The organism is Ruegeria sp. SCSIO 43209, from assembly GCF_019904295.1.
In the GTDB taxonomy this organism is placed as follows: domain Bacteria; phylum Pseudomonadota; class Alphaproteobacteria; order Rhodobacterales; family Rhodobacteraceae; genus Ruegeria.
The window spans coordinates 1,893,612-1,918,774 of the sequence record NZ_CP065359.1 but is presented as its reverse complement, the minus strand read 5'-3'; the positions used below and the strand labels follow the sequence as shown (position 1 = coordinate 1,918,774).

Below are 25,163 nucleotides of genomic sequence, written 5' to 3'. Positions count from 1 at the left end.
CTGTCCGGAAATTGCAAGGTTCCGAAAGGTCCTAAAGCGCACATATTGGACGTGATCTACCTGTGTAACTATGACGCGAACTTGATCTGAGGGTTGGATTTCCTGAAAGCGTCGCGAATTGCCATATGATAATACCGATCTGACAATGCAGGAGAGTGCCGCATGGCAGAAGGGAAAGGCCGAACCCGCAGATGGGTCCTATTGGGCGGAGGGGCCGCTATTGCAGCGGGTTTCGCAATCCGCGAATACCGGCTGATCCCGCAGGCCTATGCTGGTGGTCAGATTGCGGCGGCCACCGCCCATCAGCAGGCTCTCGACGGCGCGATCCATCTTATCGATATCCGAACCCCACGCGAATGGCGGGCGACCGGGGTCGCCGAAGCGGCCCATCCGCTCGACATGCGCCGTGAGGATTTCGTGCAGGCCTTGGACCACCTGCTCGGGGGGGACCGATCTGCACCTGTCGCACTGATCTGTGCACGCGGGGTGCGCTCGGCCCGATTAAGCAATCGACTGACCGAGGCTGGATTTACCAATATCATCGACGTACCCGAGGGCATGCTGGGTTCGGCGGCCGGGCCCGGTTGGGTGCGGGCTGGGTTGCCTGTCAACGCTTATGAAGAGGAAACGGGATGAGTGTCAGACACTGGTTGGCCGCGTGCTTTGTTTTTGCCGGGCAACCCGGCCTTGCGGCTTGTGGCGATACCGAGGGGATGTGCGAAACCGCATCAGGCGAATATCACATCGAACTGCCGAAAGCGGAGAACCCTCCGCTGGTTGTGTTCCTGCACGGCTATGGCGGCAGCGCCACCGGTACGCTCAAGAACCGATCCATGGTCGAGCCACTGCTGGCGCGCGGCTACGCGGTGATGGCACCGGAAGGGTCCGAGAGAAACGGCCGAAAAAGCTGGAACTTCTTTCCCGGTTGGGAAGGTCGGGATGAACCCGCGTTTCTTCGTGAAGTAGTGCAGGACGCTGCCGACCGGTTTGATATCGACCCGGATCGCGTGGTGCTGGGCGGCTTCTCGGCTGGCGCGTTCATGGTTTATTACCTCGCCTGCGCTGCGCCGGATTCATTTTCTGCTTATGTCCCGGTTTCAGGCGGGTTCTGGCGGCCACATCCCGAAAGCTGTGATGGTCCGGTACGCATGTTCCACACCCATGGTTGGACGGACAATGTGGTGCCGCTGGAGGGCCGCCTTTTGGGCGGAGGCCGTTTCCACCAGGGCGATATCTTTGCCGGATTGGAAATCTGGCGGGTCGCCAATGAGTGTGCCGATACCAAGCCCAGCGGGTTTTCTACCACGGGCCAGTTTATGCGTCGCAACTGGATGGGATGTGCCGAAGGTAGCGCGTTGGAATTTGCTCTGTTCCCGGGCGGCCATACGGTGCCAAACGGCTGGGCTGATATGATGGTAGACTGGTACGAAGGCTTGCCCGGCGGGTGATCATTCCGCCGGTGTGATCACGCCCTTGCCTTCGATCAATCGCTTCAACTCATCGCGATAGCGCCGGGCCGAGCGTGTAATTGCAGGCTCGCTGACATCTTCGCGCATACCAACCATACGGCGCGCGGTACCTGCCGATACGCCGCTAAGCGCAGACAATGGGATCGCCAGTGCTAGGCTGATCGCAATCGGGGCCAGCCAGACCGAGACCAGACCGGCGAGGATGCCAACGCTAAGCGCGACGCCGATGATAGTCTCAAGGCTGTGGCACAGGATCAGCGTGCGCAGCCCGTAGCTGCCACCATCGCGCGCTTGCGGGGACCAGCCCTTTTGAATGCCCAACGCGGTGCGGAACACTGCAATCATCTGCTGCACCATAAGTATAGGGGCATAGAGGATCGACAGGATGACTTCGGACAGAAATGAAGTGAAGAATTTTCGCGTTCCGCCGAAATCGGAATAGCGCACACCGCTGAGGGGCAGGGCAGCGACGCCCAAAACCTTGGGCGCCAATAGCATCGCATACATCACCAGAATGATCAGCACATGCCGTGTTTCGGACATTTCTGGCCATTGCGGGAACAGCGGATTGTCCGGGCTGAAGTAATGCAGGACCGAGGCGTCCTTGCCCTGACCGATCAAGGCCCACATCACCAAAAGTGCGAACCATAGCGGCGACATCAGATATCCGACCGCTCCGTGGAACATATGGAACCGCGAGACTGCGCGGAAGCCGGTCGAACCCAGCAGTTTCAGGTGCTGCAGGTTGCCCTGACACCAGCGGCGATCGCGCATTGCGTGGTCAATGAGGGTGGGGGGCGTTTCTTCATATGATCCGCGTATGCGCGGCAGAAAGCGCACGGCCCATCCTGCGCGGCGCAGCAATCCGGCCTCGACGAAATCGTGGCTCATGATCAGCTTGTCTTGTCCGTTGAGCGACCGCAACTTGGGCAGACCTGCGCTAGAAGCAAATGCACAGGTGCGAATGATGGCGTTGTGGCCCCAATAATTGCCTTCTTGCCCGCACCAGCGCGCGAGGCCTTCGGCAAAGGCGATACCATAGACGCCGTTGGCAAACTGCTGCATCCGGGCAAAGACCGATTGCGCGCCAATCAGCTGCGGATAGCTTTGGATCAGGCCTGCGCCGGGATCGCGGGCTAGCGCATCGGTCAGACGCGAGATCGCGCGACCCGTCATCAGGCTGTCGGCATCCAGCACCAACATCGCATCCCAGTCCGCGCCCCAGCGGCTGACCCAATCGGCAATATTACCGACCTTGCGATCCGTATTCTGGGGGCGGCGGCGGTAATAGAGTTCAAGCCCCGGTGCCAGCGTGGTCCGCAACGCCTCAACGCTGGCCTGTTCCTGCGCGGCGATCTCGGGGTCGCGCGTGTCGGATAAAATGAACATGGCATAGTGGTGCTGACCACCGCGTTTCTGCAGGTCTTCCAGCATCGTGCGGGCGTTCCCCAGCACGTTCCACGGCACCTCGTTATAGACAGGCGTCAAAAGCGCCACGCGCAACGGTTGCGAGCGTCCTTCACGCTTTGGCTGCTCTTGCCGGGACAGCGAGACCATGCCCAGCAGCACGGTGCACACCGTGAAGGAAATCCAGAAGAAATTGAACGAGATTAGCGTCAGCAGGATACCTTCGACCAGATTAATCCCTTCGGCGCTGAACCAGTCGGACATGACCCAGAGCAGGCCCAAAGCCGCCGCCATGGCAGGTGAGAAGACCAGCGCGCGCCAGAACCCGACAGAGGGAATTCGACCCCCGGCAGGTACCTGCGCATCGCGGAATCCCTGCGCAAAGTTCTGCGCTGGCATCGCCAGAGGGGCCTCGGGCGGCATGATATGAAGATCGCGGTTCATATGGTCCAACGGTAAAGCCAGACTTCAGAGGCTGGTTGTTTGTCTTTCAGCAACTGCGCGCGCAGTTCCACGTGGTTGCGTTCGCCTGGTTCGAATGAGAACGCCAGCCGCAACCCGCCCGTGTCTGGGTTACGCTGCAGAACGCCTTCTGAAGTTTCGGCATGGGGCGAGTCGACAAACACCGTGATGGCCTCGGGATCGTCAAGCAGCTCACTGGCTTCGAAATCAATCACAGCCAAACGGCCCTCGCCGAACGTGTTGTCGCCCATCGCGGTGTTGATCACGCGGGCCATAGGGGTGTGCTGCGGTTCCTCGCCCCAGATCAGGCGATAGGACAGATCAATCTGGCTGCCTGCTGCGTAGGGTTCCATCGGGCGCCAATAGGCGACGATGTTGTCATAAATCTCCTGATCCGCTGGGATTTCGACAAGCGTGACAGTGCCTTTACCCCAGTCTTCGCTGGGTTCGACCCACAAGCTTGGGCGTTTGTGATAATTGGCTTCAAGATCCGCATAGTCCGAGAACTTGCGCTTGCGTTGCATCAGGCCAAAGCCGCGGGGGTTTGTGTCGACAAAAGACGATATCTGCAGGCGAGTCGGGTTCGCAAGCGGGCGCCACAGAACCTCTCCTGCGCCGTTGCGGATCATCAACCCGTCACTGTCGTGCACTGCGGGGCGAAAATCATCGAAACGGCTGTGATTGGTTTGATCGAACAGGAACATAGATGTGCCGGGCGCGATGCCGACATGGGGCAGTTCGGTACGTGGGAACAGGGTGGCTTCAATATCCATCACGCAATCTGAACCGGCGGTAACTTGGAAGCGGTAGGCCCCTGTAACGCTGGGGCTGTCCATGAGCGCATGAACGACCATGTTACGTTGATCCGGTTTTGGACGCTCCAACCAGAAACGAATGAATTCGGGAAATTCCTCGCCATCTGGATCGCCGGTCTTCAAGGCGAGCCCTCTGGCCGAAAGGCCATAGACTTCGTGCAAACCGATGGCGCGGAAATAGCTGGCCCCTTGCCAAACGCAGAACTCGTCTGTCTCGCCAGGGCGGTGCATCTCAGTACGCAGGCGTAGACCTGAAAAGCCCAGCGTGTCGTCAATGGGCAGCTCAGGTACGTCTTCAGACTTATCGAACATGGCCAGATCAAAGGCGACCGGCTTGGTCATACCGTCCTCGACGGTCGATACTTTCACTGTGCGTGGAAAATACAGGCCCGGCGTGAAAAAATCGACGTTGAAGGGCGTCTCGGTCTCATACCACAGCGCGCGATCCAGCCGGAACCGGATTGAACGGTATTGCTGATACGTCAGGTCCTGCCACTCCTGCGGAACCATCTCACGCTCGGCATGATCACGGCTGGCCAGGTCGCGGGCCATTGCGATGACGTCGTCTCGGCTGAACGGGGTCTCTCCACCTGTGGCATATGCCGCTGGGGCGAAGGCCAGAGCGGTTGATGAGGCGAGAAAAGCGCGACGTGTAAAGTTCATTTCTTTGATTTCCAAGGTTGTGACTTGAACCAGGCGGCCAGATAAGCCACGCCGATGATCATGGCAAAGCCAATCATGTTGGCGATGAACACACTGGCAACATCCCGCCCACTCAGGTCCAGTCCGACGCCGATAAGTCGTGCTGCTGCCATAGAAAATACGAACACCGCGAGCGATTGCTGACCCACTTTGGTGATGATGGTCAGCAGGAACTGCCAGACCTTTGCGGCTGCCCCATGACCGGTCGCTATCAGGCGACGGCCATGCTCACCGGCGATAACCCAACCCAGATAGGCAAGCGACAGAAAATGCAGATATCGGAATAGACCAAAGTCGGTCTTGTCGCGAAATTCTTTGGTCACTGGCCAGACCTTGCGAATCTCATCAGCCAGATCAGGGGCTGCTGCATTGATCCAAGTGAATACCTTCCACGAGCCGAACGGCATCGAGAAGATCAAAAACAATGCTGCCGCCCAGATCAGAGTTTTCGACACCGGCGGCGCTGGAATCCAACCTCGCATGAACGCAAAGCCGGTGAAGAACAGCAATTGCCACCCGAATGGGTTGAAGAACCACTGGCGCTCTGACCAGGGCTCGGCCGGCAGGTCAAGGTAGTCGAATTGTGCAACGAGCCAGATCGTGACCGAGGCCATGGCGACCGCCCAGAATCCGATACGATATAGCCCCATAAACAGGGGCATCATCGCCAGTACCACCAAATACATCGGTAGAATATCGAAGTAGTTCGGCACATAGGTCAGGGTGAACAGTCCGACGATCTGTGACGCCGGATCGTTGAAGAAATGCTGTAGATTGAGAGAGGAGATATAGTTTTTCTCGAACAGCCCACTCTGGTTCAGGGCCGCCATTGTCATCGCGACAAAGAAGAACAGGCAGATATGCGCCCAGTAGACCTGCCAGATGCGAAAGCTCACGCGTGCGGTGCCCATCCACCAGCCTTTGCGCATGAACGCCCCCCCAAAAGCAATTGCCGAAGCCATGCCTGAACAGAATACGAAGATCTCGGTTGCGTCCGAAAAGCCAAAGCGGGCAGGTATCCATTTGGCCCACGGATCGTTCGGAATATGGGCAATCAGGATGATGAACATCGCGATGCCGCGATAGAAATCCAACCGCGGATCGCGCGTAGCGGCGGGGGCGGCGACCTGAGACGCCACCGGAGCAAAATCAGAAGCGGGCGATGCGGTCGCCATACGGTTTCTGTCCTTCTTGGTCTTTTATTGTTGTTATTCGGCGGGGACGCTTTGTGCGTCGCCGCTGTCGCGTGCGGCCTCGATCAATTCTCGGCGGGCGAGGGCGTAATTGTCCTCTCCCCCGGCACGTTTGGCGCGGCGGTCGTCCAGGATGCGCTCGACAGCATCCAAGCGGCCAGCGCGCAGGCCGGAATCAATGGTGATGCGCTCGAATACATCACGTTGGGCGTGGCTGCCACCCGCCAGTTGCATCCCACCCCGGGCATTTGAAAGAAAATCAAAGGCTTGGCCGTAAAGGCCCTCTCCAAAGGCCTCAAGCCCCTTGGCGGCGGCAATGCCCGGGTCGGACATGCGGATCGGCGTGTCACCCTGATTGCGCTGGGCGTCATTTTGAATACGCTGCAGCATATTTGCCGTAGCCTCCGAACGTTTGTCCCCGGTCAATGCCAGCAAGTAGTGAAGATCGGCGAAGATCAAGCATCCGTCTTCGGTTCGTGCTGCGCTGAGATCGGCCAGTTCTTCCCAGCGGTTGCCAACATCAACGCCCTCAAGCTCTAGCCGGGACAGCAGCGAGGTTGCATTCGAGATATCGCGATAGTCGTCGGTTTTGTCCTGGCGGATGTGATGATCGTAAAGCGCCATAACTTGATCGACTTGCCCCAAATCCAGATGCATCAGCGCCTTGTGCCACCAGACATGATAGCGGAAATTGTTGCAATGCGCCCAAGCGTCCTCGCGTCCCGCGAGCCAGTCCAGTCCCAGCTGCGCGTTGCCCGTCATCTCGTGCACGTGCGCTACAGCGTGCAATCCCCAGGCGTCGTCCGAAACCATCCACAAGGCCTGACGACCGGCGATCTCGGCTTTCTCGTAGGCGCCGGTTTCCTCCAGCGCGAACGAGTGGCACCCCAGCAAGTATCCACGTCCGGCGTGGTCGGGTTCATACGCTGGCATCACCCGTTCGATCGACCGACGCATCCCCGCCGCATCGCCCAGAACGAAACGCGTCGCATGGCTGAGCTTCATGGCCAGAGTATCAGTTGGGTGCGCTCGCAGAATCGCTTCAAATTTCTGAACGGCCTGTGATGGAAGGTCGGCCATATACAAACCAAGCGCCTCGACATATAGCCTTTCCCGGGCTGAAACTGGCTGACGCTCCATCGCTGCATTCGCGGCACTCAGCGCTTCGGCAGCGACCGCGATCATCTCACGCCGGCCCAGCAGAACCATGAACAACCCTTTGACCGCATGGCCCAGCGCAAAGTCCGGCTCAAGCTCCAGCACCTTGCCCAGATGTTGCGGTGTTACAGCGGCATGCGCCATGAACCCAAGGAGAACACCATCCCATGCCTCGACGCTTGCGGGCTGGTTCAGGGTGTTCATCTGTCCAAAGACGTCTTGTTTCATACTCGGGTCCAATCTGATTGCGACGTTCTACACTGTTCGATGTAACAGAGTGTGCAGCCGGGTCGTAACAGTATCGACCCTGCTCTCGAATTGGTGAAATCCCGTGTGTGAGAAACGCGAAAAAAACCGCCGATTCAAGGGCATGTTTCAGCAACTTGCCGCCTAAACGGGCAGAGTGTTTCAATCTTCGAAGGGGTTTTCCGCGTTCAGAACAGCCTGTGTGTCAGCCCCACAGACTGGTGGTGCGCTGCGATATGTTACAGGCGTGCGTGACAGGTTCAGGGGATTCCCGATCAGTTGCACCTCGCCAGGCTCAGCTTGCATCGAGATCTGCATCTGGCGGGCTGCGACCTGATCCGAGGCAAAAACCTGATCGAGCGTCCGCACCGGGCCAACAGGGACTTTCAGGTCTTCAAGCCCCGCGATGACGCTGCCTGTATCCAGCGCCTGAACTGCCGGGCGCAGGATCGCATTCAACGCATCCCTATTTTCAAGACGGGCCGGGTTGGTGGCAAATCGGGGATCGTTGGCAAGCTCTGGCTTTTCGATGAAGCTGCAAAATCTTTTGAACTGACTGTCATTTCCAACGGCCAGAATCACGTGCCCATCCGTCGTCTGATAGACCTCGTAAGGCACAATATTGGGATGCCCGTTGCCGCGCCGCTGAGGCACTTCGCCCGAGGTCAGATAATTCACGCCTTCATTGATCAGCCAAGAGATCTGTGCATCCACCAGCGCCAGATCGATCTGCTGACCCTCGCCAGTCATGTCGCGATGACGCAGCGCAGCCAGAATACCAACGCAGGCATACATACCACACATCACGTCAGCAATTCCGACGCCTACTTTCATCGGCGCGCCGTCGGCGTCTCCGGTCAGAGACATGATCCCGCCATATCCTTGCGCCATAAGATCATATCCGGGCTTCGATGAGTTTGGGCCTGTCTGCCCGTAGCCTGAGATCGAACAGTAGACGAGGTCAGGAAACTCATTGGACAAGGTTGCGTAGTCGAGCCCGTATTTCGCCAGTCCACCGGGCTTGAAATTCTCGATCAGAATATCAGCGTGCGAGGCTAGGCGTCGGACTTCTGCCTGTCCTTCGGGTGTTGCGATATCCAAGGCGACCGATTTCTTGTTGCGGTTGGAGGACATGAAATATGCGCTCAGGTCTGAGCGGTTGCCATCCGCATCCTCGGCGTAAGGAGGGCCCCATTGCCGCGTATCATCACCACCGGTCGCCGGGTTTTCGACTTTGATGACGGTAGCGCCAAGGTCGCCCAACAACTGCGTACAAGTGGGTCCTGCCAGAATGCGAGACAGGTCCAGTACCTTGACGCCTTTCAGCGGTCCTTCAGATGCGGCCATCATATCCTCCACGGTCAATTTCCGCAGCAATGACAGTGAACTTGTCTGCTTTCAACGCCTGATCCAATGCAGCCCGCAAATCGTCGCGGCTACGAACTGTGTGACCATAACCGCCGAATGCGCGGCCTAAAGCCGCAAAGTCATGGCGGTCAAAGTCCACTCCGCGATTGCCCATCTGGCGCTGGCGTTGTTTCAGTTCGATAAGCGCAAGGCTGGCATCGACAAAGACCAGAAAGATTGGGTTGCCACCCAATTCGGCGGCAGTCGACAGCTCTCCAGCAACCATCAGAAAGCCGGCATCGCCAGAAAAGCTGATCACGGGGCGATCCGGTTCGGCCATTTTCAGACCGATCGCCATCGGAACGGCACACCCCATGGTGCAGAGCGCCGAGGACTGGATCAACCCTCGTGCCTCCGAACACTCCCACATCTGACTGAGCAGAATGCGATGCGCGCCGCTGTCGGCCGTGGCGAGGGTCTCGGGTGGCAGAACGGCACGAGTTTCTGCGATGATCGCCGCCGGTCCCCAGTCTTCATCTGTCGGAAAAGCATTCGCCAGCGCAGCCTTGACCTGTTCAGGCTCACCATTCGGCCAGGTCTTGCCGGCAGGGTTGCCCTTGGCAATGGCCTCAAGCGTTGCGCCGGTGTCGGCGACCAGATTTAGCCCAGCCTGATGCATGTAATGATCGTTCACCACGGCTGATATGTCGATCACGCGCTTGGTTTCTGGGTCCCAGATCTCGCGCCAGCCGGGGCGCATCTCGATAGGGTCATATCCCAAACACAGTACCAAATCAGCCTGTTCCACCAGCGGGACTAGATGCTTATCGGCCAGCGGAGACAAACCCGCCCCGCCCAGGCAGAGTGGATGATCCTCGGGCACCACCCCCTTGGCCTTGTAGGTGGTGACAAAGGGAATGTTGAAATGCTCTAGAAATGCTCGCACCACACAGCGCGAGTCGTCGTAAAGAACATCAAGACCGATGATCGCCAAAGGTCGCTCAGCCTCGGCCACCCAGCGGCGGGCCTTTTCCAGACATTCCGCGCCAGGCGCGACAGGAGCAACTTTTGCCAGTCGACGACGTTTAACCCCTGATACGCGCGTATCGGCCACCGAGATAGGCACATCGATGTGTACCGGGCCGGGGCGCGCTTGGTTGGCAAGCGATACCGCCTTGTCGGCGATGATATCGGCCCCGTCGGCCGTCAGCATAAAGCTGCCTTTGGTGATCGAGCGATAGACTTGCGCGTGATCCATCACTTGATGGGTGTAGGTCAACGCCTCATCCGCGTCGACACATCCGGTCAGCACGATCATCGGCACCCGATCCTGCAGGGCGTTGGCGACCACATTGATCCCGTTCATCGCTCCGGGCCCGAGTGTGGCCACGAGGATTGCAGGTGCACCATCGCGATGGTGGACTGCTTCGGCCATGAAACCTGCAGAGTTTTCGTGTTTTGCAAGGTGGAAAGCAATGCCCGCGCGTTCCAGCGCATCCACCAATGTCAGAACCTCGCCGCCGGGCATTCCGAACGCATGGCGGCATCCGGCCTCGAAAAGGCGTTGTGCCAACAAATCCGCAGCGCGGGGAGACAAGTCCTGCATTAATCAAGCTCCGACAAAGTTATCTGCCAGCAGATTGCGGAGGACGCGTCCGGACGCAAGCAGGTTCACGTCAGTGTGACTATTTGACGGCGTTTTCCGCTACGGCCTGAAACTTTGCGTCCAATTCTGTGGCAATCTCGCGCAGAGCGTCTCCGCCCTCGTCTGCGTAAGGGGCAAAGACGAAGCTTGGTGTCTTGTAAGAAAGGGTTGCAGTGCCGTCCTCGTTCTCGGTCACGTAGAAACGGATGGGCGCTTCGATCATCGCGTTGGTCGAGGTTTCAAGAACCCGAACTGCGTAATCGTTGTTGAATGCGCCAATCACCCGGTTGCCCGGAATGGTGATACCGCGCGAGGCCGCCGCTTTGGTCGGCCCGGCCTGTGTCACAACGATCAGGCCGTTTTCCTTTACCGCGGCCTTTGTGTCATCCACGAGGGTCTCATAGCTTTTTCCGCTGGAGTAAACCGCCCATCCAGTAAGAGGTTCGATGCCGTCGGCCCAAGCAGGCATCGCCAGCAGGCAGATCGCAGCCCAAAGCGCCCTCATGTTCTTTCCCTTCCTGTTGACTGGGGAATTGATGACAGAAAAGCGCTGAAACGGGGCTCACAATCCTGTGCGCGCGTCAGGCCGCACGTTTCTTCAGCAGATAGATATCCATGATCCAGCCGTGATCAGAACGGGCCTGCGCGCGGGTATCCAGAATGTCTTGCGCCACATCCGCCAATGGGCCTTTGATCAGAATCTCTTCTTTCATGCCCACATATGCCGCCCACCAGATGTCATAATCGGTCATCTTCAGGCTCTGGAACGAGCATTCGCCATCCAGCATTACGGCCACTTTCGACGCCGTTTCAGGCCATCCATCATCGCGGATGCGACGGCCTGTGGTCACGACATAGGGCGCGCCCAGCTCATTGATCGGGATCGCATGGGCTGCAGTCAATGCCTGTAACGCTGTGATTCCCGGAATAACCTGGACTTGCGGTTGCGGGTCCAGCCGCGCCGCAATTCTTAGCGAACTGTCATACAGCGACGGATCACCCCAGATCAGCAACGCCACCTTCTGCGCGTCCGGGTAGGCTGAAATCGCCTCGTGCCAGCGCAGGGCAATTGCGTCGTGCCATTCGTCGACGCCTCGGAGATAGCCGTCATCTGCCCGGCGTTTGGGAACGTCGAAATAGGCGATCCGTGCAGGTTTGTCGGTGACCTGCGAGATGATGTCTTCGCGCAAACCGGCCAGATCAGCTTTGTTCTCTCCTTTTCGCGGGATCAGGATCAGGTCCGCTGATCTGATCGCCTTCGCCCCCTGAAAGGTCAGGTGGTCGGGATTACCCGTGCCGATTCCGATCAGAATCAGTTCAAACATCTTCGAACTCTGCCAGCGGGCCATACAGGATCAGGGCCGGGGCGGTTCCAACCTCGGATCGCAGCTTGTCGGACAGGTCTCCGATTGTGGAGCGCTCCAAGGATTGCTCGGGAGTTGAAACAGATTCGGCCATCAAAGCAGGCGTGTCCAACGGCAAGCCATGCGCGCTCAGGGCTTCGACCAGCAAGGGAAAAGTGCGCTTGCCCATAAATACGACCGTCGTCGCGCTAGCATCAGCCAGGGCGGAAAGGTTCAGATCGGTCGGCAATTTGCCACTTACGTCATGCCCGGTGACGAATTGAACACGACGTGCAGTCAGGCGTCGGGTCAGAGGAATACCAGCTGCAGCTGCCGCCGCGACGGCAGAGGGGATGCCGGGAATGATCTCGTACTTGATGCCGGCTGCCTGCAACGCGACCAGTTCTTCTTCCAGTCGACCGAACAATCCTCCGTCACCGGATTTCAGGCGTACCACCTGCTGACCGGTCTGCGCATACTCCACCAACAATCGGCTGACGTGATCCTGCTTGGGCGAAGGGCGACCGGCGCGTTTGCCAACACCAACCAGATCAGCATCGTCACGCGCATGGGTCAGGATCGGGCCGCTGCTGAGATCATCAAACAGCACCGCATCGGCTTTCTGCATCCGGTCTACGGCCTTGAGCGTTAGTAGCTCCGGATCACCCGGACCGGAGCCAATGAAAGAGACAAAACCGGTCATGCCGAGGCCTCTGCAATAAGATGGAAAAATGTGCCGGTGACATTGCCACGTCGCGATCCTGTCTGAGGGCCTTCGGCCCCCTCGGCATCGAAGACTCGCGCAAGAGGAGCGTCAGGTTGTTCGATGATCGAGGAATAGTGGAACTCATGTCCGCGCAAGGCGGTACCCTTGGCAAAGCCAGGCATCGACGCCAAAAGTTCAGCCCTACGATAGCCAAGGTTGAATTTGCGCTTTTGGTATGAGGTTTGCAGACCCAACAACCCCGCCATCTGATGTGGCGCGCCTTCCTTGTCGACCAGAACTTCCCCCAATGCCATATAGCCCCCGCATTCACCATGCACGGGCCGCGTTTCCGCGTGTTTGCGCAGTCCCGTCAAGAAGGTATCTGCTGCCGCCAATGTTCCTGCGTGCAGCTCGGGATAGCCCCCCGGTAGCCAGACCAGTTCAGCGTCTGCAGCTGGCGCTTCGTTTGCCAGTGGCGAAAAGGGCAGTATTTCTGCACCGGCGCTGCGCCACCCTTCCAGCAGATGCGGGTAGGTAAATGAAAACGCTGCATCACGGGCCAGTGCGATCCGCTGCGCCGGGGGTCGCGGCAGCGCGGCTGACGATGGCCCAACAGGGCCTGAGGAGGCCGCCCGTTTGATCGCATCCAGATCGACATGTTCACGCAGGAATGCGGCATATCCGGCGATTGCCGTTTCCAGATCCGGATGCTCAACCGCCTGGATCAGGCCTAGATGTCTTTCGGGCAGAGTCAGATCACCTCGGCGCGGAAGAACGCCCAGAACCGGCAATCCAGCCCGTTCCATGCCCAGCCGCGTCAGCCGCTCATGTCTTGGGCTGGCACAGCGGTTCAGGATCACCCCGGCAAAAGGTAGATCGGGGTTATATATCCGAAAGCCAAGCGCGGTCGCCGCCGCCGATTGCGCCTGTCCTCCGACATCCAGGACCAGAACGACCGGCCATCCCATGCGTAGCGCCGTTTCAGCGCTCGACCCATGCCCCAGCTCTCCGGGTTTGGCGACGCCATCAAACAAACCCATTGAGCCTTCGGCCACCACAATATCCGCGCCCGTCGCCTGCTCAGAGATCGCGCTTAGCAGCGGCTCCCCCATCGCCCAGCTATCCAGATTGAACGAGGCACGGCCTGCCGCAGCCCGGTGAAAAGCCGGGTCGATGTAGTCCGGCCCGCTTTTGAACGGCTGCACGGTCAAGCCGTCCTCGGCCAGCGCCCGGAGCAATCCTAGCATGACTGTGGTCTTGCCTGTACCCGACGACGGAGCGGAAATCAGTATTCCCGGTGGGTTAGTCATCACCATGGCTCCAGCTCGACCACGGACTGTCGGCGCTTTGAGGGCGATAGCGGCGGTCATATGTCTTGGAATACAGACAGCTTTCGTCAAACCCTTCACCTGCAAGCGCCGGACCAACCATGATCAGTGCGGTGCGCGAGATGCTGTTGTCCAGCGCCTCCTTCAACGTGGCAAGCGTTGCGCGGATGATCTTCTCATCCGGCCAACTAGCGCGGTAGACCACGGCGACCGGGCAGTCTGCCCCATAGGCAGGTGTCAGGTCGGCGATGACGTTATCCAGATTTCCGATCGAAAGGTGGATAGCCAAAGTCGCACCTGTTTTAGCGAAGTTTTTCAGTGTCTCGCCTTCCGGCATCGAAGACGCACGCCCGGGCGTGCGGGTCAAGACCACTGATTGCGCCAGACCGGGCAGTGTCAGCTCGGTCCCGAGCGCTGCAGCCGCAGCCGCAAACGAGGGTACACCGGGCGTGACGCTGACCGGGACACCCATCTCTTTCAGACGTCTGATTTGCTCACCCATCGCCGACCAGACCGAGAGGTCCCCGGAATGCAGCCGCGCCACGTCCTGTCCAGCTTTATGCGCTGCTTCGATTTCGGCCATGATCTGATCCAGATCCATGGGTGCGGTGTTTACGATCTTCGCGCCTTTGGGGCAGTGGCCCAGAATCTCCTCGGGTACCAATGAACCCGCATAAAGGCACACCGGGCAGGAGGCGATGATATCGCGCCCGCGCAGGGTCAGCAGGTCGGCGGCGCCCGGTCCGGCGCCGATGAAATGAACGGTCATGTCTGTCCTCCGATGGCGACGGCGCAGGTTGCAAGCCGGTCGTCCGAGATTTGTCTGGGTGAAATCAGCCGCGCGCCATGTCCGGCGGCAGCAAGAGCGGATGCTTCGGCCACGCTGCCGGTGCCATATGTGGCGCGACTGCGGGTTGAGCAAGTAAGTGTGCGTTGTTCGGCAAGATCATTTGCCGGAATGAAATGTATCGGCAGCTCAGTTGCTTCTGCAAGCGCGGCAAGTGCGGCGTGTCCGTCCTTGTCCGCAACGGTCGCAAGGGCCTCGACAGTTTTTCCTGTCGAGGCAAGCTCGAAAGCGGCACGAAGACTGGCCAGCGTAGCAGAGGATGAGAAACCTAACCCCGCGACGATCATAACGTGAGGCTCCACTGCACTACGGGATAGGCAGATTTCCAGCCTCGCCGTGGACCAAGCGCAGCTGCCTGCGCCAGTTCGATGCGCAGCAGGTCTCCGCCGAGCTTGTCGTGCCATTCAGCTAGTAACGCTTCGCTTTCCAATGTCACCGCGTTGGCGATCAGCCGCGTGCCGGCCTGAAGATTAGCCTGTAGCCAGTTCAGCAGATCCGCACTCAGACCGCCACCGATGAACACCACATCGGGTCGGTCAAGATCAGCCAACGACTCTGGTGCAGAACCGTGCACAACGCACAACCGATCCTGCCCTAACGTATTGGCATTGCGGCGAATGCGTTCGGCCCGATCAGCACGCGGCTCGATAGTCGTTGCAGTTAGCGTCGGATCGCACATCAGCCATTCGATGCTGATCGAACCGGTGCCACCACCGATATCCCACAGATGCTCACCCCGCTGAGGAGCAAGCGCCGACAGGGTTAGCGCGCGAATGGGGCGCTTGGTGATCTGGCCGTCGGTTTCAAAGATGTCATCGGGCTTTCCCGAGGCTTTGGGAAAGGCACGCCCAGTACCCGCGACATCAAGACCGACACAAACCGGATGTTCGAATGTACCAAGCAACGCCTCGGTCAGCGACACGCTGCGCGCGCGTTCACGGGGGCCACCGAGCGCTTCCATGACGTGCAGAGTACAATCCGCAAAATCGGTTTTGCCCAGATAGGTCGCAAGCTCGGCTACGGCTTTGCCGTCGCGCAGCAAGAGAATCGCGCGCAGGCCGGGTGCCAAGTGAGGGCGAAGGCGCGTCAGAGGCGCGGCATGTAGCCCGAAGGTCAACGTGTTTTCAAGCGGCCAACCAAGCCGCGCAGCAGCAAGCGAAAAGGTCGACTGGCCGGGTAGGGCAATCCATTCGTTCGTTTCGAAATTACGCGCGATAACGGACCCGGCCCCGAACCAGAACGGATCACCCGAGGCCAGCACAACGGTTTGCCGACCGCGCAATGCGGTCAGAATTGGCAGGCCATCGGCAAATGGGACCGGCCATTCAATCCGTTCCGCCGCGCTGTCTGGGATCAACGACAGGTGGCGTGTCGGACCCATGACAATCTCAGCGCGGTCCAGCACTTGACGGCTTGCAGGGGACAGGCCATCCAGTCCATCTTCGCCCAAACCCAATACAGTCAGCCACGGAGTTTCAGACATGCCCAACCTCCTGATTCTTGGTGGCACGACCGAGGCGAATGCTCTGGCAAAATCGGTTGCCGATCAAGGCATTCCCGCTACATATTCCTACGCTGGACGTGTCGATAACCCGCGCTCGCAACCCGTGCCGATGCGCGTGGGCGGGTTTGGTGGTGCAGCGGGACTGGCGCGGTACATTCACGAGCACGGCGTCAGCCATGTTGTCGATGCGACTCATCCCTTTGCGGCACAGATGAGCCGAAATGCGGTGGATGCCTGTGCGAGGGCTGCAACGCCCTTGGCCGCTCTGACCCGGCCTGCCTGGGTCGCGCAAGACGGAGATAACTGGCAGCACGTACCGGATATTGAAGCTGCGGTTGAAGCTTTGGCTGGTCCAGCCCGCCGCGTCTTCCTGGCAGTTGGCCGCATGCATCTTCATGACTTCGCAGCCCAACCTCAGCATCACTATCTTTTGCGGCTTGTAGACGATCCGGACGCATTGCCGCTTCCGAAAAGCGATGTGATCGTTTCGCGGGGCCCGTTTTCTGTTGAAGAGGACCGGGCCTTGATGGAACGTCACCATACGCAATTGATTGTGTCCAAGAATGCGGGTGGCACCGGCGCGCGGGCCAAACTGGATGCCGCAAGGGCGCTGGGCTTGCCGGTTCTGATGATAGACCGTCCGACCCTGCCGAAGCGGACCGAGTTGGCAAATGTCACGCAGGTCTTGGACTGGCTGGCGCATACTTAATCCTTGGCCAGCGTGAATCTCGGGGTGTAGACGATCGGGGCGCTGTTGCGCTCGACTATGCGGGTCAGGGACGAGCCGACGATGACGACGGTCTGCATGTCCGCCATATCTGCCGTGGCTTCTTCCAGAGTTGAAATCCGCAAAGCCTCATTCTCGCGGGATACAGCGCGTGCAAACAGGATCAGGCGTTCCGGCTCACATTCTTCCCGCAGGATTTCCAGCGTTTTTTCAAACCCTTCCGGTCGAGACTTCGAGCGAGGGTTGTAGAACGCCATGGCGAAATCGCCCTGCGCGGCAAGTCGGAGGCGCTTTTCGATCAGTGGCCATGGCTTCAGGTTGTCGCTCAGGTTGATGGCGCAGAAATCATGCCCTAACGGTGCCCCAGCGCGGGCCGAAGCCGCCAGCATCGCAGTGATCCCGGGCAACACTTCGATCTGTATGTCGCGCCAGTCATTCGGCCCGTTTTCAAGCGCTTCAAACACCGCTGCGGCCATCGCAAACACGCCGGGATCCCCTGACGAGACTACAACGACGCGCTTACCGTCGGCCGCCATTTGCAAAGCGTGCTGAGAGCGGTCGATCTCGACCCGGTTATCGCTGGCGTGCAGGGTCAATCCCTCTCGCTCGGCCACCCGAGCAACATAAGGGATGTAGCCAACCACGTCCGTCGCTTCTGCCAGCGCGGCAGTGACTTCGGGAGTGACCAGTGCTTCGTTTCCAGGCCCAAGGCCAGCGATCTTGACCCAACCGCTCATGGTCGGCGTCCCTGTCCATGAACCAGAATGATCGAGAAATAGGGCGTGATCCCTTCGCAATTGTCAGACAGTTTGCAGACCCGTTGGTTCGGCATCTGAGCGTATTCGACGATCCACGCGCGGTCATACAGCCCGGCTTGTCTCAGCGCGCGCTTTACCTTGTCGAAGTTCCGCCCGATCTTCATGACAACCAGCGCGTCGGTCTGGGTCATGCGTTCAGTCAGAGTATCCTCGGGCAAGGTTCCAACAAGAACCGTGAGGACATCGTCGCCCCAAGTTATCGGGTCACCGGTTGCGGTCCAAGCGCCGGACATGCCGGTTATGGCAGGTACGACTTCGACTTCAGATATGTCTCGTAATCGATTGTAAAGGTGCATAAATGATCCATAAAAGAACGGATCGCCTTCGCACAGGACCACTACATCCTCACCATTTTCGGTAAGCGACTTCAGATGTGCGGCACAGTCTTCGTAAAACACCGAAAGGAGTTCATTATACCTTGGATCCGTCACCGGGATTTCGGTGGTTACCGGGTACTCCATTGGAAACTCGATGGCGTCGCCGGGGATCATTCCATTGACGATCTTGCGGGCCTGACCTGTGCGGCCAGGTTTGCGAAAAAACGCCACATGGCGGGCATTGCGCAGCAGGCGGTCTGCACGGACACTCATCAGGTCCGGATCGCCGGGGCCAAGGCCTACGCCGTATATCTTTCCCCCGCTCATTCCGCGCGGCTCGCGATGGCGTTGATTGCGGCTACGGTGATCGCACTGCCTCCCAAACGGCCTTTGACGATGCAGGAGGGTACGGGCTGCGCCTCCCACAAGGCATCCTTGGACTCGACCGCTCCGACGAAGCCCACCGGGCAGCCGATAATGGCAGCGGGGCGTGGGCAGTCGGGATCTTCCAACATGTTCAGAAGGTGGAAAAGCGCGGTAGGGGCGTTACCGATCGCGACCAGTGCTCCTTGCAGATGCGGACGCCACAGCTCTAGCGCGGCGGCAGAGCGCGTGTTGCTCATTTCGGCAGCCAGAGGGCGCACGCGCTCGTCATGCAGGGTGCAGATCACTTCGTTATCAGCGGGCAGGCGAAAGCGGGTGACGCCTTCGCTGACCATGCGGGCATCACACAGGATCGGCGCGCCATTTTCCAGCGCGGAACGCGCTGCCGAGACAAAACCGTCCGAGAAATGGACGAACTCTTCCAGCCCGACCATCCCTGCGGCGTGGATCATCCGAACGGCGACCTGTTCTTCATCGGCATCGAACCGGGCCAGATCAGCCTCGGATCGGATGGTGGCAAAGCTCTGCTTGTAGATCGCCGCGCCGTCGGTTTCGTATTCATAGGGCATCAGGTGAAGTCCATGGTCATGAGTGTTTCTTCGGTCAGGCCGCGTTGGCAGGGCTCATCCCCCGCACGGCCTTGTTTGACAAGGTCAAATCGTCCGGAATTGCCAACCAAAGTGACATCGGCCGGACCCATTCGGGCGCATCCCTTGGCGCAGCCCGATACATGCAGGCTGCCTGCAACGCGCGCGGCCAGGGCGCGCGCCACACCGCGGGTTTCGACCTGCGCCTGCGGGCAGTATGGCGCGCCGGGGCAGGCGTCGGTTGTTCTCAGCGGGTCGGTGCCATCTGTGACAAAGTCAAGGGCGGGTATCGCCGCCCCGCCTTCCAACAGGAACAGCCGCCATGGTGTGACCCGCAGGGCAGTGGCGTTGCTGTTTTCGATCAGCAAATGGAGTTGCCGCGCCGGTAGCTGCCCAAAGGCAGCGCCATAGAGTGTCCCCTGCACGCAGGCTCCCGGCTGAAGAGGCACGCCAATGGGGCCGGGCGCGCTGCCTTGCCACTCGCTGGGCAAACCATATGTGGCAACGGTCCGCGCCATGCGGCGGGTCTCGGTTGTGTGGGTTTGCGCAAACCACTGCGCCAACGCGATCATTAGGTCGATGGCTTGGGCTTCGCTTACCGCTCGCCCGGTTTCAGCCCCGTCCGCGCGCAAGATCAGGCCGCCTGAACCGAGTTCAAGCCGGATATCCGCCGAGTCATCGGCCAATAAACGCTCGGAACCTGTGTCGATGGCAAAGCCGAACTTGGCAGGTAAATCCGGAAGCTCGGCCAGACGCTGGATCAATTCCTGTGTCAGCCGAGCGGTCAGATCACCGGCTTCAAAGAGTGGCGAGACCAGAATGTTGCGGCGAATTTCGATTCCGGGTTCGGCGTCCAGCAGGTTCAGCGAGGAAAGCGCGGCCAACAAGGATTGATGGTCGGTTTCCTTTACTCCACGCAGCTGAAGGTTGGCGCGGTTGGTAAGGTCGATCGTGCCATTGCCGAACCGTTCCGCCAATTCGCACAGCCCTATCGCCTGTTGGGCATCCAGGCGCGCCAGCCGAGGGCGCACACGCACGACCAGCCCATCACCGGACATCATCGGGCGATGGGCACCGGGGCACCAGCCCTGCACGATGGGCGCACTCATCCCAACCCCTCCAGGTCGGCGCGGATCGAGTTCCGGCAGGTATGCCATAGCCCTGCCTCCAGCAGTGCCCGGAACCGATCCTGCATGGCCTGATGTGCTTGCGGGTTTGCCTGTTGCAGGAAGGCGTCGACCTCTTCATTGCCCAGCGTGGCGTCGTGGTACAGATCGAACAGATGCGGTGCGACTGTGCCGGACAGATGCGCGAAAGATGCCATATGATCCAGCGTCGCCGCGATTTCAGCGGCGCCCCGGAACCCGTGCCGCTGCATTCCGGCAATCCAGCCCGGGTTGGCGGCGCGGGCATAGACGACGCGGCTGATTTCCTCGGGCAGGGTGCGGGCGCGCGGGTTGTCCGGGTTGGTATTGTCCAGATGATAGAGCTGTGCGGTACCGCCGGTGATTTTCTTGGCGGCGGCAAATCCGGCCTCGTGCGTTGCATAATCATTGGCCAGCAGCAAGTCCGTCTCGGTCAGGTCCTGTAGGTGCACAAAGCTGTCGGCGTTGGCGACGCGTTGCGAGATACCGTCCTTATCCTGCGCGATGTGTTCACCTTCCAAAGCGAAGGAACTGGCGTCCAGCCAAGCCTCACCCGCCTGCACGCGTGCCTCATCCGTATAGGTTTCGGACAGATGAGTCATGTTCAGACCATAGCTGCCGGGGGCTGGCCCATAGACCCGTGCCGCAGGCTCCTGACCGGCGTAAGGATTCCAGTCGGGTGCTTCATCTCGTTTGGTCAATGCGCGGACAGCCTGACCGTACAGCGCGGAAAGCGTCGGGAACACGTCCCGGAAAAGACCTGAGACGCGCAATGTTACGTCCAGTCGCGGGCGGCTGAGATCGGTGATCGGCAACACTTCGATGCCCGAGACCCGCTCAGACCCTTTGTCCCAAACCGGCTTCACCCCCAGCAGATGCAGCGCCATGGCGAATTCCTCGCCCGCTGTGCGCATGGTGGCCGAACCCCATAGATCGACGATCAAGCCCTTGGGGTAGTCGCCTTCTTCTTGCAGGTGCCGCCGAACCAGTTCCTCAGCGAGCTTGACGCCTTGTGTATAGGCCGCGCGCGTGGGAACCGAGCGCGGATCGGTCGTGTAAAGATTCCGCCCGGTCGGCAGAACATCCGTACGCCCGCGATAGGGGGATCCGGACGGCCCGGCCTCGATCCGTTTGCCCGCTAAAGCGTCAATCAGGGCAGAGCGTTCAGCTTGGGCTGAGGGGGCAGCGTCGAAATTGCCCGTCTCATCGGGGACGCGCCCAAAGATATGCAGCCCATCACCGAACTGGCTTTCCTTGATGTCGCAGACAAATCGGTCAATGCGCGTGATCGCCTCGGCGGTACAGGTGGCCTGATCGAGGCCAAGATCGCTTTCCAGCCCGATGGCCTGCGCCTCGTCCCGGATATCTTCCTGCAGGCGATCACGGCGTTTGGGGTCTAGCCCGTCCGCGTTCGAGAACTCGTCCAACAGCGATTCCAGCCGTACCATGCGATCCGGTGTGCCGCTTTCCTTCATCGGGGGTGGGATATGGCCCAACGTGACCGCCCCGATCCGACGCTTGGCCTGCGCGGCCTCGCCGGGGTCGTTGACGATGAAGGGATAGATCACCGGCAAATCGCCGATTAACGCCTCGGGCCAACACTCGTTGCACAAGGCGACTGATTTTCCCGGCAACCATTCCAGCGTGCCATGCGCGCCGATATGGATCAGCGTATCCGCGACCAATCCTTTGCGCAGCCATAAGTAAAAGGCGACGTAGGCGTGGCGCGGTGTGCGCGACAGATCGTGATAGTCGTCATCGCGCAGTTCGGGTGTACCGCGCTCGGGCTGCAGCGCGATCAGAGCCTTTCCGCGACGCAGCGCAGTGAAGTAGAACGCGCCATTTGTGAAAGCAGGGTCGTCTTCGGGAGTGCCCCAAACCTTATTGAGATCGGTGCGGAGTGTTTCCGGCAGCGCCGCCAGCGCCACCTGATAATCCTCTAGCGGCCATGAAATCCAGGCATCAAGAAGAGTTTCAGCAATTGGCTCGGCAGGCGCGGTGTCATACCCTTCGCCTTGCAGATCGAGCAACATTGCCTCAGCCGAGGCCAGCGCATCCAGACCCACTGCATGTGCCATCTGCCAGTCTTTGCCGGGATAGGTCGATAGTACCAGCGCCGGAACCTGCTCCGCTGTGGGTTTGTCGTGAAGGTTCAGCCAGCCGGAGATGCGGTTGATGATGGCTTCGATCCGTTCGGGTTCAGCCCGATGAGCGAAGCGAGAATATTCGAGATGCGGGTCGCGTTTGCCCGGCTCTTTGAAAGATACGATGCCCGCGTTGATCCGCCCGTCCACTTCCGGAAGGACCACATGCATGGCAAGATCAGCTGGTGAAAGGCCACGTTCCGCTTCGGCCCACGCTTTGCGGCGTGAGGTGGCCAGCGCCACCTGAAAGACCGGCACCTCTGCCACATCGAGAGGTGAGGTGCCTGATGCGCCCTTGCCTGAGAATGAGGTGGCGTTGACGATCGCCGAAGGCTTCAGCGCCACAATAGTTTCGCGCAGCCAATCGGCGGCATTTGGTGCTTTGAGCGACGGGGCAAACAGGCCGACGGCCTCAAAACCCCGCGCGCGCAAGCTGCGGATCAGCGCTGCGATTGGGGCTGTGTCCGCCGAGGTCAGATAAGCACGATAGAAGGTTACGATGATACGTTTCGCATCACCGGGCAGAGCGTTTTCTGCAGGGATCACGCCGTGATCTGGGCACCAGGCACCGCATTCGGGGATGGTCTTGGCGCCCATGACCGGACCTGCATACAACCCCGCAGCCAGTGCCATCTGCGCCAGAGCGGCCTGCGCCGCGACCTCACCGCCGGTGTCGCACAGATGCGCCAGCCGCCGCAGGGTCGAGACAGGCAGGGTAGAGTAATCATCCAGCCGCGTATCCTCGCGACCGTCTGCGGGCAGTACGGCCAGTGCAATCCCTTTGGCCTGCGCCAGCGCCAGAACCTGCTGCAAGCCGTACGCCCAATAGGGCACTCCACCGATCAGACGGATCAGGATGCCCTTTGCGCCCTCCAGTGTCTGCTCGACATATGTGTCGACTGAGAGGGGATGCTTCAGCGCCGTCAGATTGGCCAGCCGCATCGTTGGCATGCGTCCTTCAGGCCCACCTCCACGATGCCAACCCGCCGCGAAAGCGCCAAGGTCACTGTCGGAAAAGGACAGCACCACCAGGTCCGCCGGGCTCTGACCCAGATCGGTCGGGGTCTCGGTTTCTTCGAGCCCATGGCTTTCGCGGAAGACGACGTGCATAAGTCTTACTCGGCAGCCTCGGTTACACCCACGAGGATATCGCGGATCTCGGCCTCTTTGATATCGTCATGCTCGGCAATGACCACAAGGCGCGAGCGACGGTCTTCGCCGGGCTCCCACGGGCGGTCATATTGGTGACGCACGCGCGCACCGACGGCCTGAACCAGTAGGCGCATGGGCTTGCCTTGAACGGCGGCATAGCCTTTGACGCGCAGGATATTCAACTCGTTGGCCAATCGTTCAATCTTGGCGACCAGATCAATCGGATCGGTTTGCTCGGGCAGTTCAACGATGATGCTTTCGAAATCGTCATGCTCGTGATCGTGATGGCCGTCGTGATGGCTGGGACGCGCGTCCATGTCATCCTCGGCCGCGGCTTCTAGACCCAGCACGACGCGGACGTCCACGGCACCCTCAGCCACTTCGACGACGGGCAGGGGGCGGGGCGCTTCGGCGGCGATGATCTCTTTCGCTTTCGCAACGCCTTCCGGGCCAGCCAGATCGGGCTTGGTCAGCAGAATGATGTCGGCGCAGGAAATCTGATCCTCGAACACCTCGGACAAGGGAGTTTCATGATCAATCGAGTCATCTGCCATGCGTTGCGCATCTACCGCCTCGACATTCGGAGCGAACCGACCAGCGGCCACGGCCTCGGCATCGGCCAGAGCAATCACGCCATCGACGGTGATTTTCGAGCGGATATCGGGCCAGTCGAACGCCTTCAGCAGCGGTTTTGGCAGGGCAAGACCGGAGGTTTCGATCAGGATGTGATCGGGGCGCGGCTCTAGTGCCATCAGGGCTTCAATGGTCGGGATGAAATCATCGGCCACGGTGCAGCAGATGCAACCATTGGCCAGTTCCATGATGTTTTCCGCCGGGCAATCAGGAATGGCGCAGGACTTCAGGATATCGCCATCGACGCCGACATCGCCGAATTCGTTGACGACCACCGCCAGACGCTTGCCCTGCGGGTTCTGCATCAGGTGTCGCACCAAAGTGGTTTTGCCCGAGCCCAAAAAGCCGGTGATCACAGTGACGGGGAGTTTCTCGAGATTGCTCATTTCAGGGCTCCAATCGGGGGAATGCGGGCCGCACAGTTTTTGCGGAAATGTTCGGGACGTTCGCGCCATTTGACCAAACCGTCCTCGGTGGCGAGGTATTTGGCTGCGCCTTCGACGATGGTTTCAACATGGTCGATCTCGTTCAGATGCTCATACACGAAAGTCCAGCGATCCGGTCCTCCGCGTAGCACGATCGAGCAGCCTTCATCGCAATTCGACAGGCATTCCACAGCTTTCAAGGTAATGCCTTCGGGCAGGCCCGCCTGTTCAAGCGCCTTGTGCAGCAACGTGCCGGGGCGCTGGGCGTCATCCTCGACAGGCAGCCCGCGACGGCAGGTAGTGCAAACCAGCAGTTCGACCGGTGCGGTCTCGGTCATGTCTCTCATCCCCCCAAATCCTCTTCGTGGGGGACGGGGTTTCATGCGGGCCGATCACAGCCCCACACCGGAACACCCCGTCCGGTTTCATCTTCGGGCGTTGGCAGGTCTCCCGGCTTGCGGATGTCAGAGGAGGCCTCTGTCGGATGTCCCGCCTTCCCGGCCATACTGCCAGTGGCTTTGGGCACCCTCTCCGGTCACGGTCGCGGGGGCGGCTGCGTTTGACGGCAAAAACCGCTGACGCATTCCCTTTTCATCTGCTCTCGCAGACACCAACGAAAGGGACATGCGGCAGGGCAGGGTTGCTTGTCAAGCGAGTCG

At 59.8% G+C, this 25,163-nt stretch carries 23 protein-coding genes and 1 riboswitch; of the genes, 3 read left to right on the top strand and 20 right to left on the bottom strand.

Features of this window, described 5'->3' with window-relative positions; genetic code table 11:
• Window positions 1-162 precede the first annotated feature (162 nt).
• Both I5192_RS09645 and I5192_RS09640 read left to right on the top strand, forming a co-directional pair.
• On the top strand, window positions 163-636 hold the full coding sequence (locus tag I5192_RS09645) for a rhodanese-like domain-containing protein (protein ID WP_170732875.1): 474 nt from the start codon (window positions 163-165) through the stop codon (window positions 634-636).
• Window positions 633-1,448, top strand: a complete 816-nt coding sequence (locus I5192_RS09640) for a PHB depolymerase family esterase (RefSeq protein WP_223116748.1) — start codon at window positions 633-635, stop codon at window positions 1,446-1,448. The genes I5192_RS09645 and I5192_RS09640 overlap by 4 nt, the downstream gene beginning before the upstream one ends.
• Here the strand turns inward: I5192_RS09640 and mdoH are convergent, their stop codons facing one another.
• The 13 genes from mdoH to cbiE all read right to left on the bottom strand — a co-directional run bounded on the left by mdoH (window position 1,449) and on the right by cbiE (window position 16,151).
• Entirely contained in the window at window positions 1,449-3,320 is a 1,872-nt protein-coding gene (gene mdoH / locus I5192_RS09635; RefSeq protein ID WP_170563640.1) for a glucans biosynthesis glucosyltransferase MdoH, read from the bottom strand.
• Window positions 3,317-4,816, bottom strand: coding sequence for a glucan biosynthesis protein (locus I5192_RS09630; protein WP_223116747.1), 1,500 nt, complete (start codon window positions 4,814-4,816; stop codon window positions 3,317-3,319). Before I5192_RS09630 ends, mdoH begins: the two co-directional genes overlap by 4 nt.
• Complete coding sequence (locus I5192_RS09625) at window positions 4,813-6,030, bottom strand: OpgC family protein (RefSeq protein ID WP_170594865.1); 1,218 nt, start codon at window positions 6,028-6,030, stop codon at window positions 4,813-4,815. The genes I5192_RS09630 and I5192_RS09625 overlap by 4 nt, the downstream gene beginning before the upstream one ends.
• A gap of 33 nt (window positions 6,031-6,063) precedes the next feature.
• Window positions 6,064-7,434 (bottom strand): tetratricopeptide repeat protein, encoded by a 1,371-nt coding sequence (locus I5192_RS09620; protein WP_223116746.1) that lies wholly within the window; start codon window positions 7,432-7,434, stop codon window positions 6,064-6,066.
• A 180-nt stretch (window positions 7,435-7,614) separates the two neighbouring features.
• Complete coding sequence (locus tag I5192_RS09615) at window positions 7,615-8,799, bottom strand: CaiB/BaiF CoA-transferase family protein (protein ID WP_223116745.1); 1,185 nt, start codon at window positions 8,797-8,799, stop codon at window positions 7,615-7,617.
• On the bottom strand, window positions 8,786-10,405 hold the full coding sequence (locus tag I5192_RS09610) for a thiamine pyrophosphate-binding protein (RefSeq protein WP_223116744.1): 1,620 nt from the start codon (window positions 10,403-10,405) through the stop codon (window positions 8,786-8,788). The genes I5192_RS09615 and I5192_RS09610 overlap by 14 nt, the downstream gene beginning before the upstream one ends.
• Before the next feature lie 79 nt (window positions 10,406-10,484).
• Window positions 10,485-10,949: a DUF302 domain-containing protein gene (locus I5192_RS09605; protein ID WP_170512176.1), complete on the bottom strand. Its 465-nt coding sequence runs from the start codon at window positions 10,947-10,949 to the stop codon at window positions 10,485-10,487.
• Window positions 10,950-11,025: 76 nt separating this feature from the next.
• A complete protein-coding gene (gene cobF, locus I5192_RS09600) occupies window positions 11,026-11,769 on the bottom strand; it encodes a precorrin-6A synthase (deacetylating) (RefSeq protein WP_223116743.1) in 744 nt (247 codons plus the stop codon).
• The gene (cobA, locus tag I5192_RS09595; RefSeq protein WP_223116742.1) at window positions 11,762-12,490 is read right to left on the bottom strand and encodes a uroporphyrinogen-III C-methyltransferase; all 729 of its coding nucleotides are present in this window, start codon (window positions 12,488-12,490) and stop codon (window positions 11,762-11,764) included. The genes cobF and cobA overlap by 8 nt, the downstream gene beginning before the upstream one ends.
• Window positions 12,487-13,809 (bottom strand): cobyrinate a,c-diamide synthase, encoded by a 1,323-nt coding sequence (locus I5192_RS09590; protein ID WP_370644453.1) that lies wholly within the window; start codon window positions 13,807-13,809, stop codon window positions 12,487-12,489. Before I5192_RS09590 ends, cobA begins: the two co-directional genes overlap by 4 nt.
• Complete coding sequence (gene cobM / locus I5192_RS09585) at window positions 13,796-14,590, bottom strand: precorrin-4 C(11)-methyltransferase (protein ID WP_170401250.1); 795 nt, start codon at window positions 14,588-14,590, stop codon at window positions 13,796-13,798. The genes I5192_RS09590 and cobM overlap by 14 nt, the downstream gene beginning before the upstream one ends.
• Window positions 14,587-14,955: a cobalamin biosynthesis protein gene (locus I5192_RS09580; protein ID WP_223116740.1), complete on the bottom strand. Its 369-nt coding sequence runs from the start codon at window positions 14,953-14,955 to the stop codon at window positions 14,587-14,589. The genes cobM and I5192_RS09580 overlap by 4 nt, the downstream gene beginning before the upstream one ends.
• Window positions 14,952-16,151, bottom strand: coding sequence for a precorrin-6y C5,15-methyltransferase (decarboxylating) subunit CbiE (cbiE, locus tag I5192_RS09575; protein WP_223116739.1), 1,200 nt, complete (start codon window positions 16,149-16,151; stop codon window positions 14,952-14,954). Before cbiE ends, I5192_RS09580 begins: the two co-directional genes overlap by 4 nt.
• Here cbiE and I5192_RS09570 point away from each other — a divergent pair.
• On the top strand, window positions 16,150-16,881 hold the full coding sequence (locus tag I5192_RS09570) for a cobalt-precorrin-6A reductase (RefSeq protein WP_170401244.1): 732 nt from the start codon (window positions 16,150-16,152) through the stop codon (window positions 16,879-16,881). The two genes, cbiE and I5192_RS09570, sit on opposite strands and share 2 nt — an antisense overlap.
• On the opposite strand, the gene cobJ is transcribed toward I5192_RS09570, so the two are convergent.
• From cobJ to I5192_RS09535, 7 genes are read right to left on the bottom strand one after another with little or no spacing between them, the layout of a single operon-like run.
• Complete coding sequence (cobJ, locus tag I5192_RS09565) at window positions 16,878-17,636, bottom strand: precorrin-3B C(17)-methyltransferase (RefSeq protein ID WP_223116738.1); 759 nt, start codon at window positions 17,634-17,636, stop codon at window positions 16,878-16,880. The two genes, I5192_RS09570 and cobJ, sit on opposite strands and share 4 nt — an antisense overlap.
• A complete protein-coding gene (locus I5192_RS09560) occupies window positions 17,633-18,361 on the bottom strand; it encodes a precorrin-2 C(20)-methyltransferase (RefSeq protein WP_170420941.1) in 729 nt (242 codons plus the stop codon). The genes cobJ and I5192_RS09560 overlap by 4 nt, the downstream gene beginning before the upstream one ends.
• On the bottom strand, window positions 18,358-18,987 hold the full coding sequence (locus I5192_RS09555; RefSeq protein ID WP_223116737.1) for a precorrin-8X methylmutase: 630 nt from the start codon (window positions 18,985-18,987) through the stop codon (window positions 18,358-18,360). Before I5192_RS09555 ends, I5192_RS09560 begins: the two co-directional genes overlap by 4 nt.
• Complete coding sequence (gene cobG, locus I5192_RS09550; RefSeq protein WP_170420945.1) at window positions 18,987-20,114, bottom strand: precorrin-3B synthase; 1,128 nt, start codon at window positions 20,112-20,114, stop codon at window positions 18,987-18,989. Before cobG ends, I5192_RS09555 begins: the two co-directional genes overlap by 1 nt.
• Window positions 20,111-23,404, bottom strand: coding sequence for a cobaltochelatase subunit CobN (gene cobN / locus I5192_RS09545; RefSeq protein WP_223116736.1), 3,294 nt, complete (start codon window positions 23,402-23,404; stop codon window positions 20,111-20,113). Before cobN ends, cobG begins: the two co-directional genes overlap by 4 nt.
• 5 nt (window positions 23,405-23,409) lie before the next feature.
• Window positions 23,410-24,465, bottom strand: a complete 1,056-nt coding sequence (cobW, locus tag I5192_RS09540; protein WP_170662098.1) for a cobalamin biosynthesis protein CobW — start codon at window positions 24,463-24,465, stop codon at window positions 23,410-23,412.
• A complete protein-coding gene (locus I5192_RS09535; RefSeq protein ID WP_170391837.1) occupies window positions 24,462-24,842 on the bottom strand; it encodes a DUF1636 domain-containing protein in 381 nt (126 codons plus the stop codon). Before I5192_RS09535 ends, cobW begins: the two co-directional genes overlap by 4 nt.
• Before the next feature lie 84 nt (window positions 24,843-24,926).
• Window positions 24,927-25,134, bottom strand: a riboswitch (cobalamin riboswitch).
• Window positions 25,135-25,163: the final 29 nt, after the last annotated feature.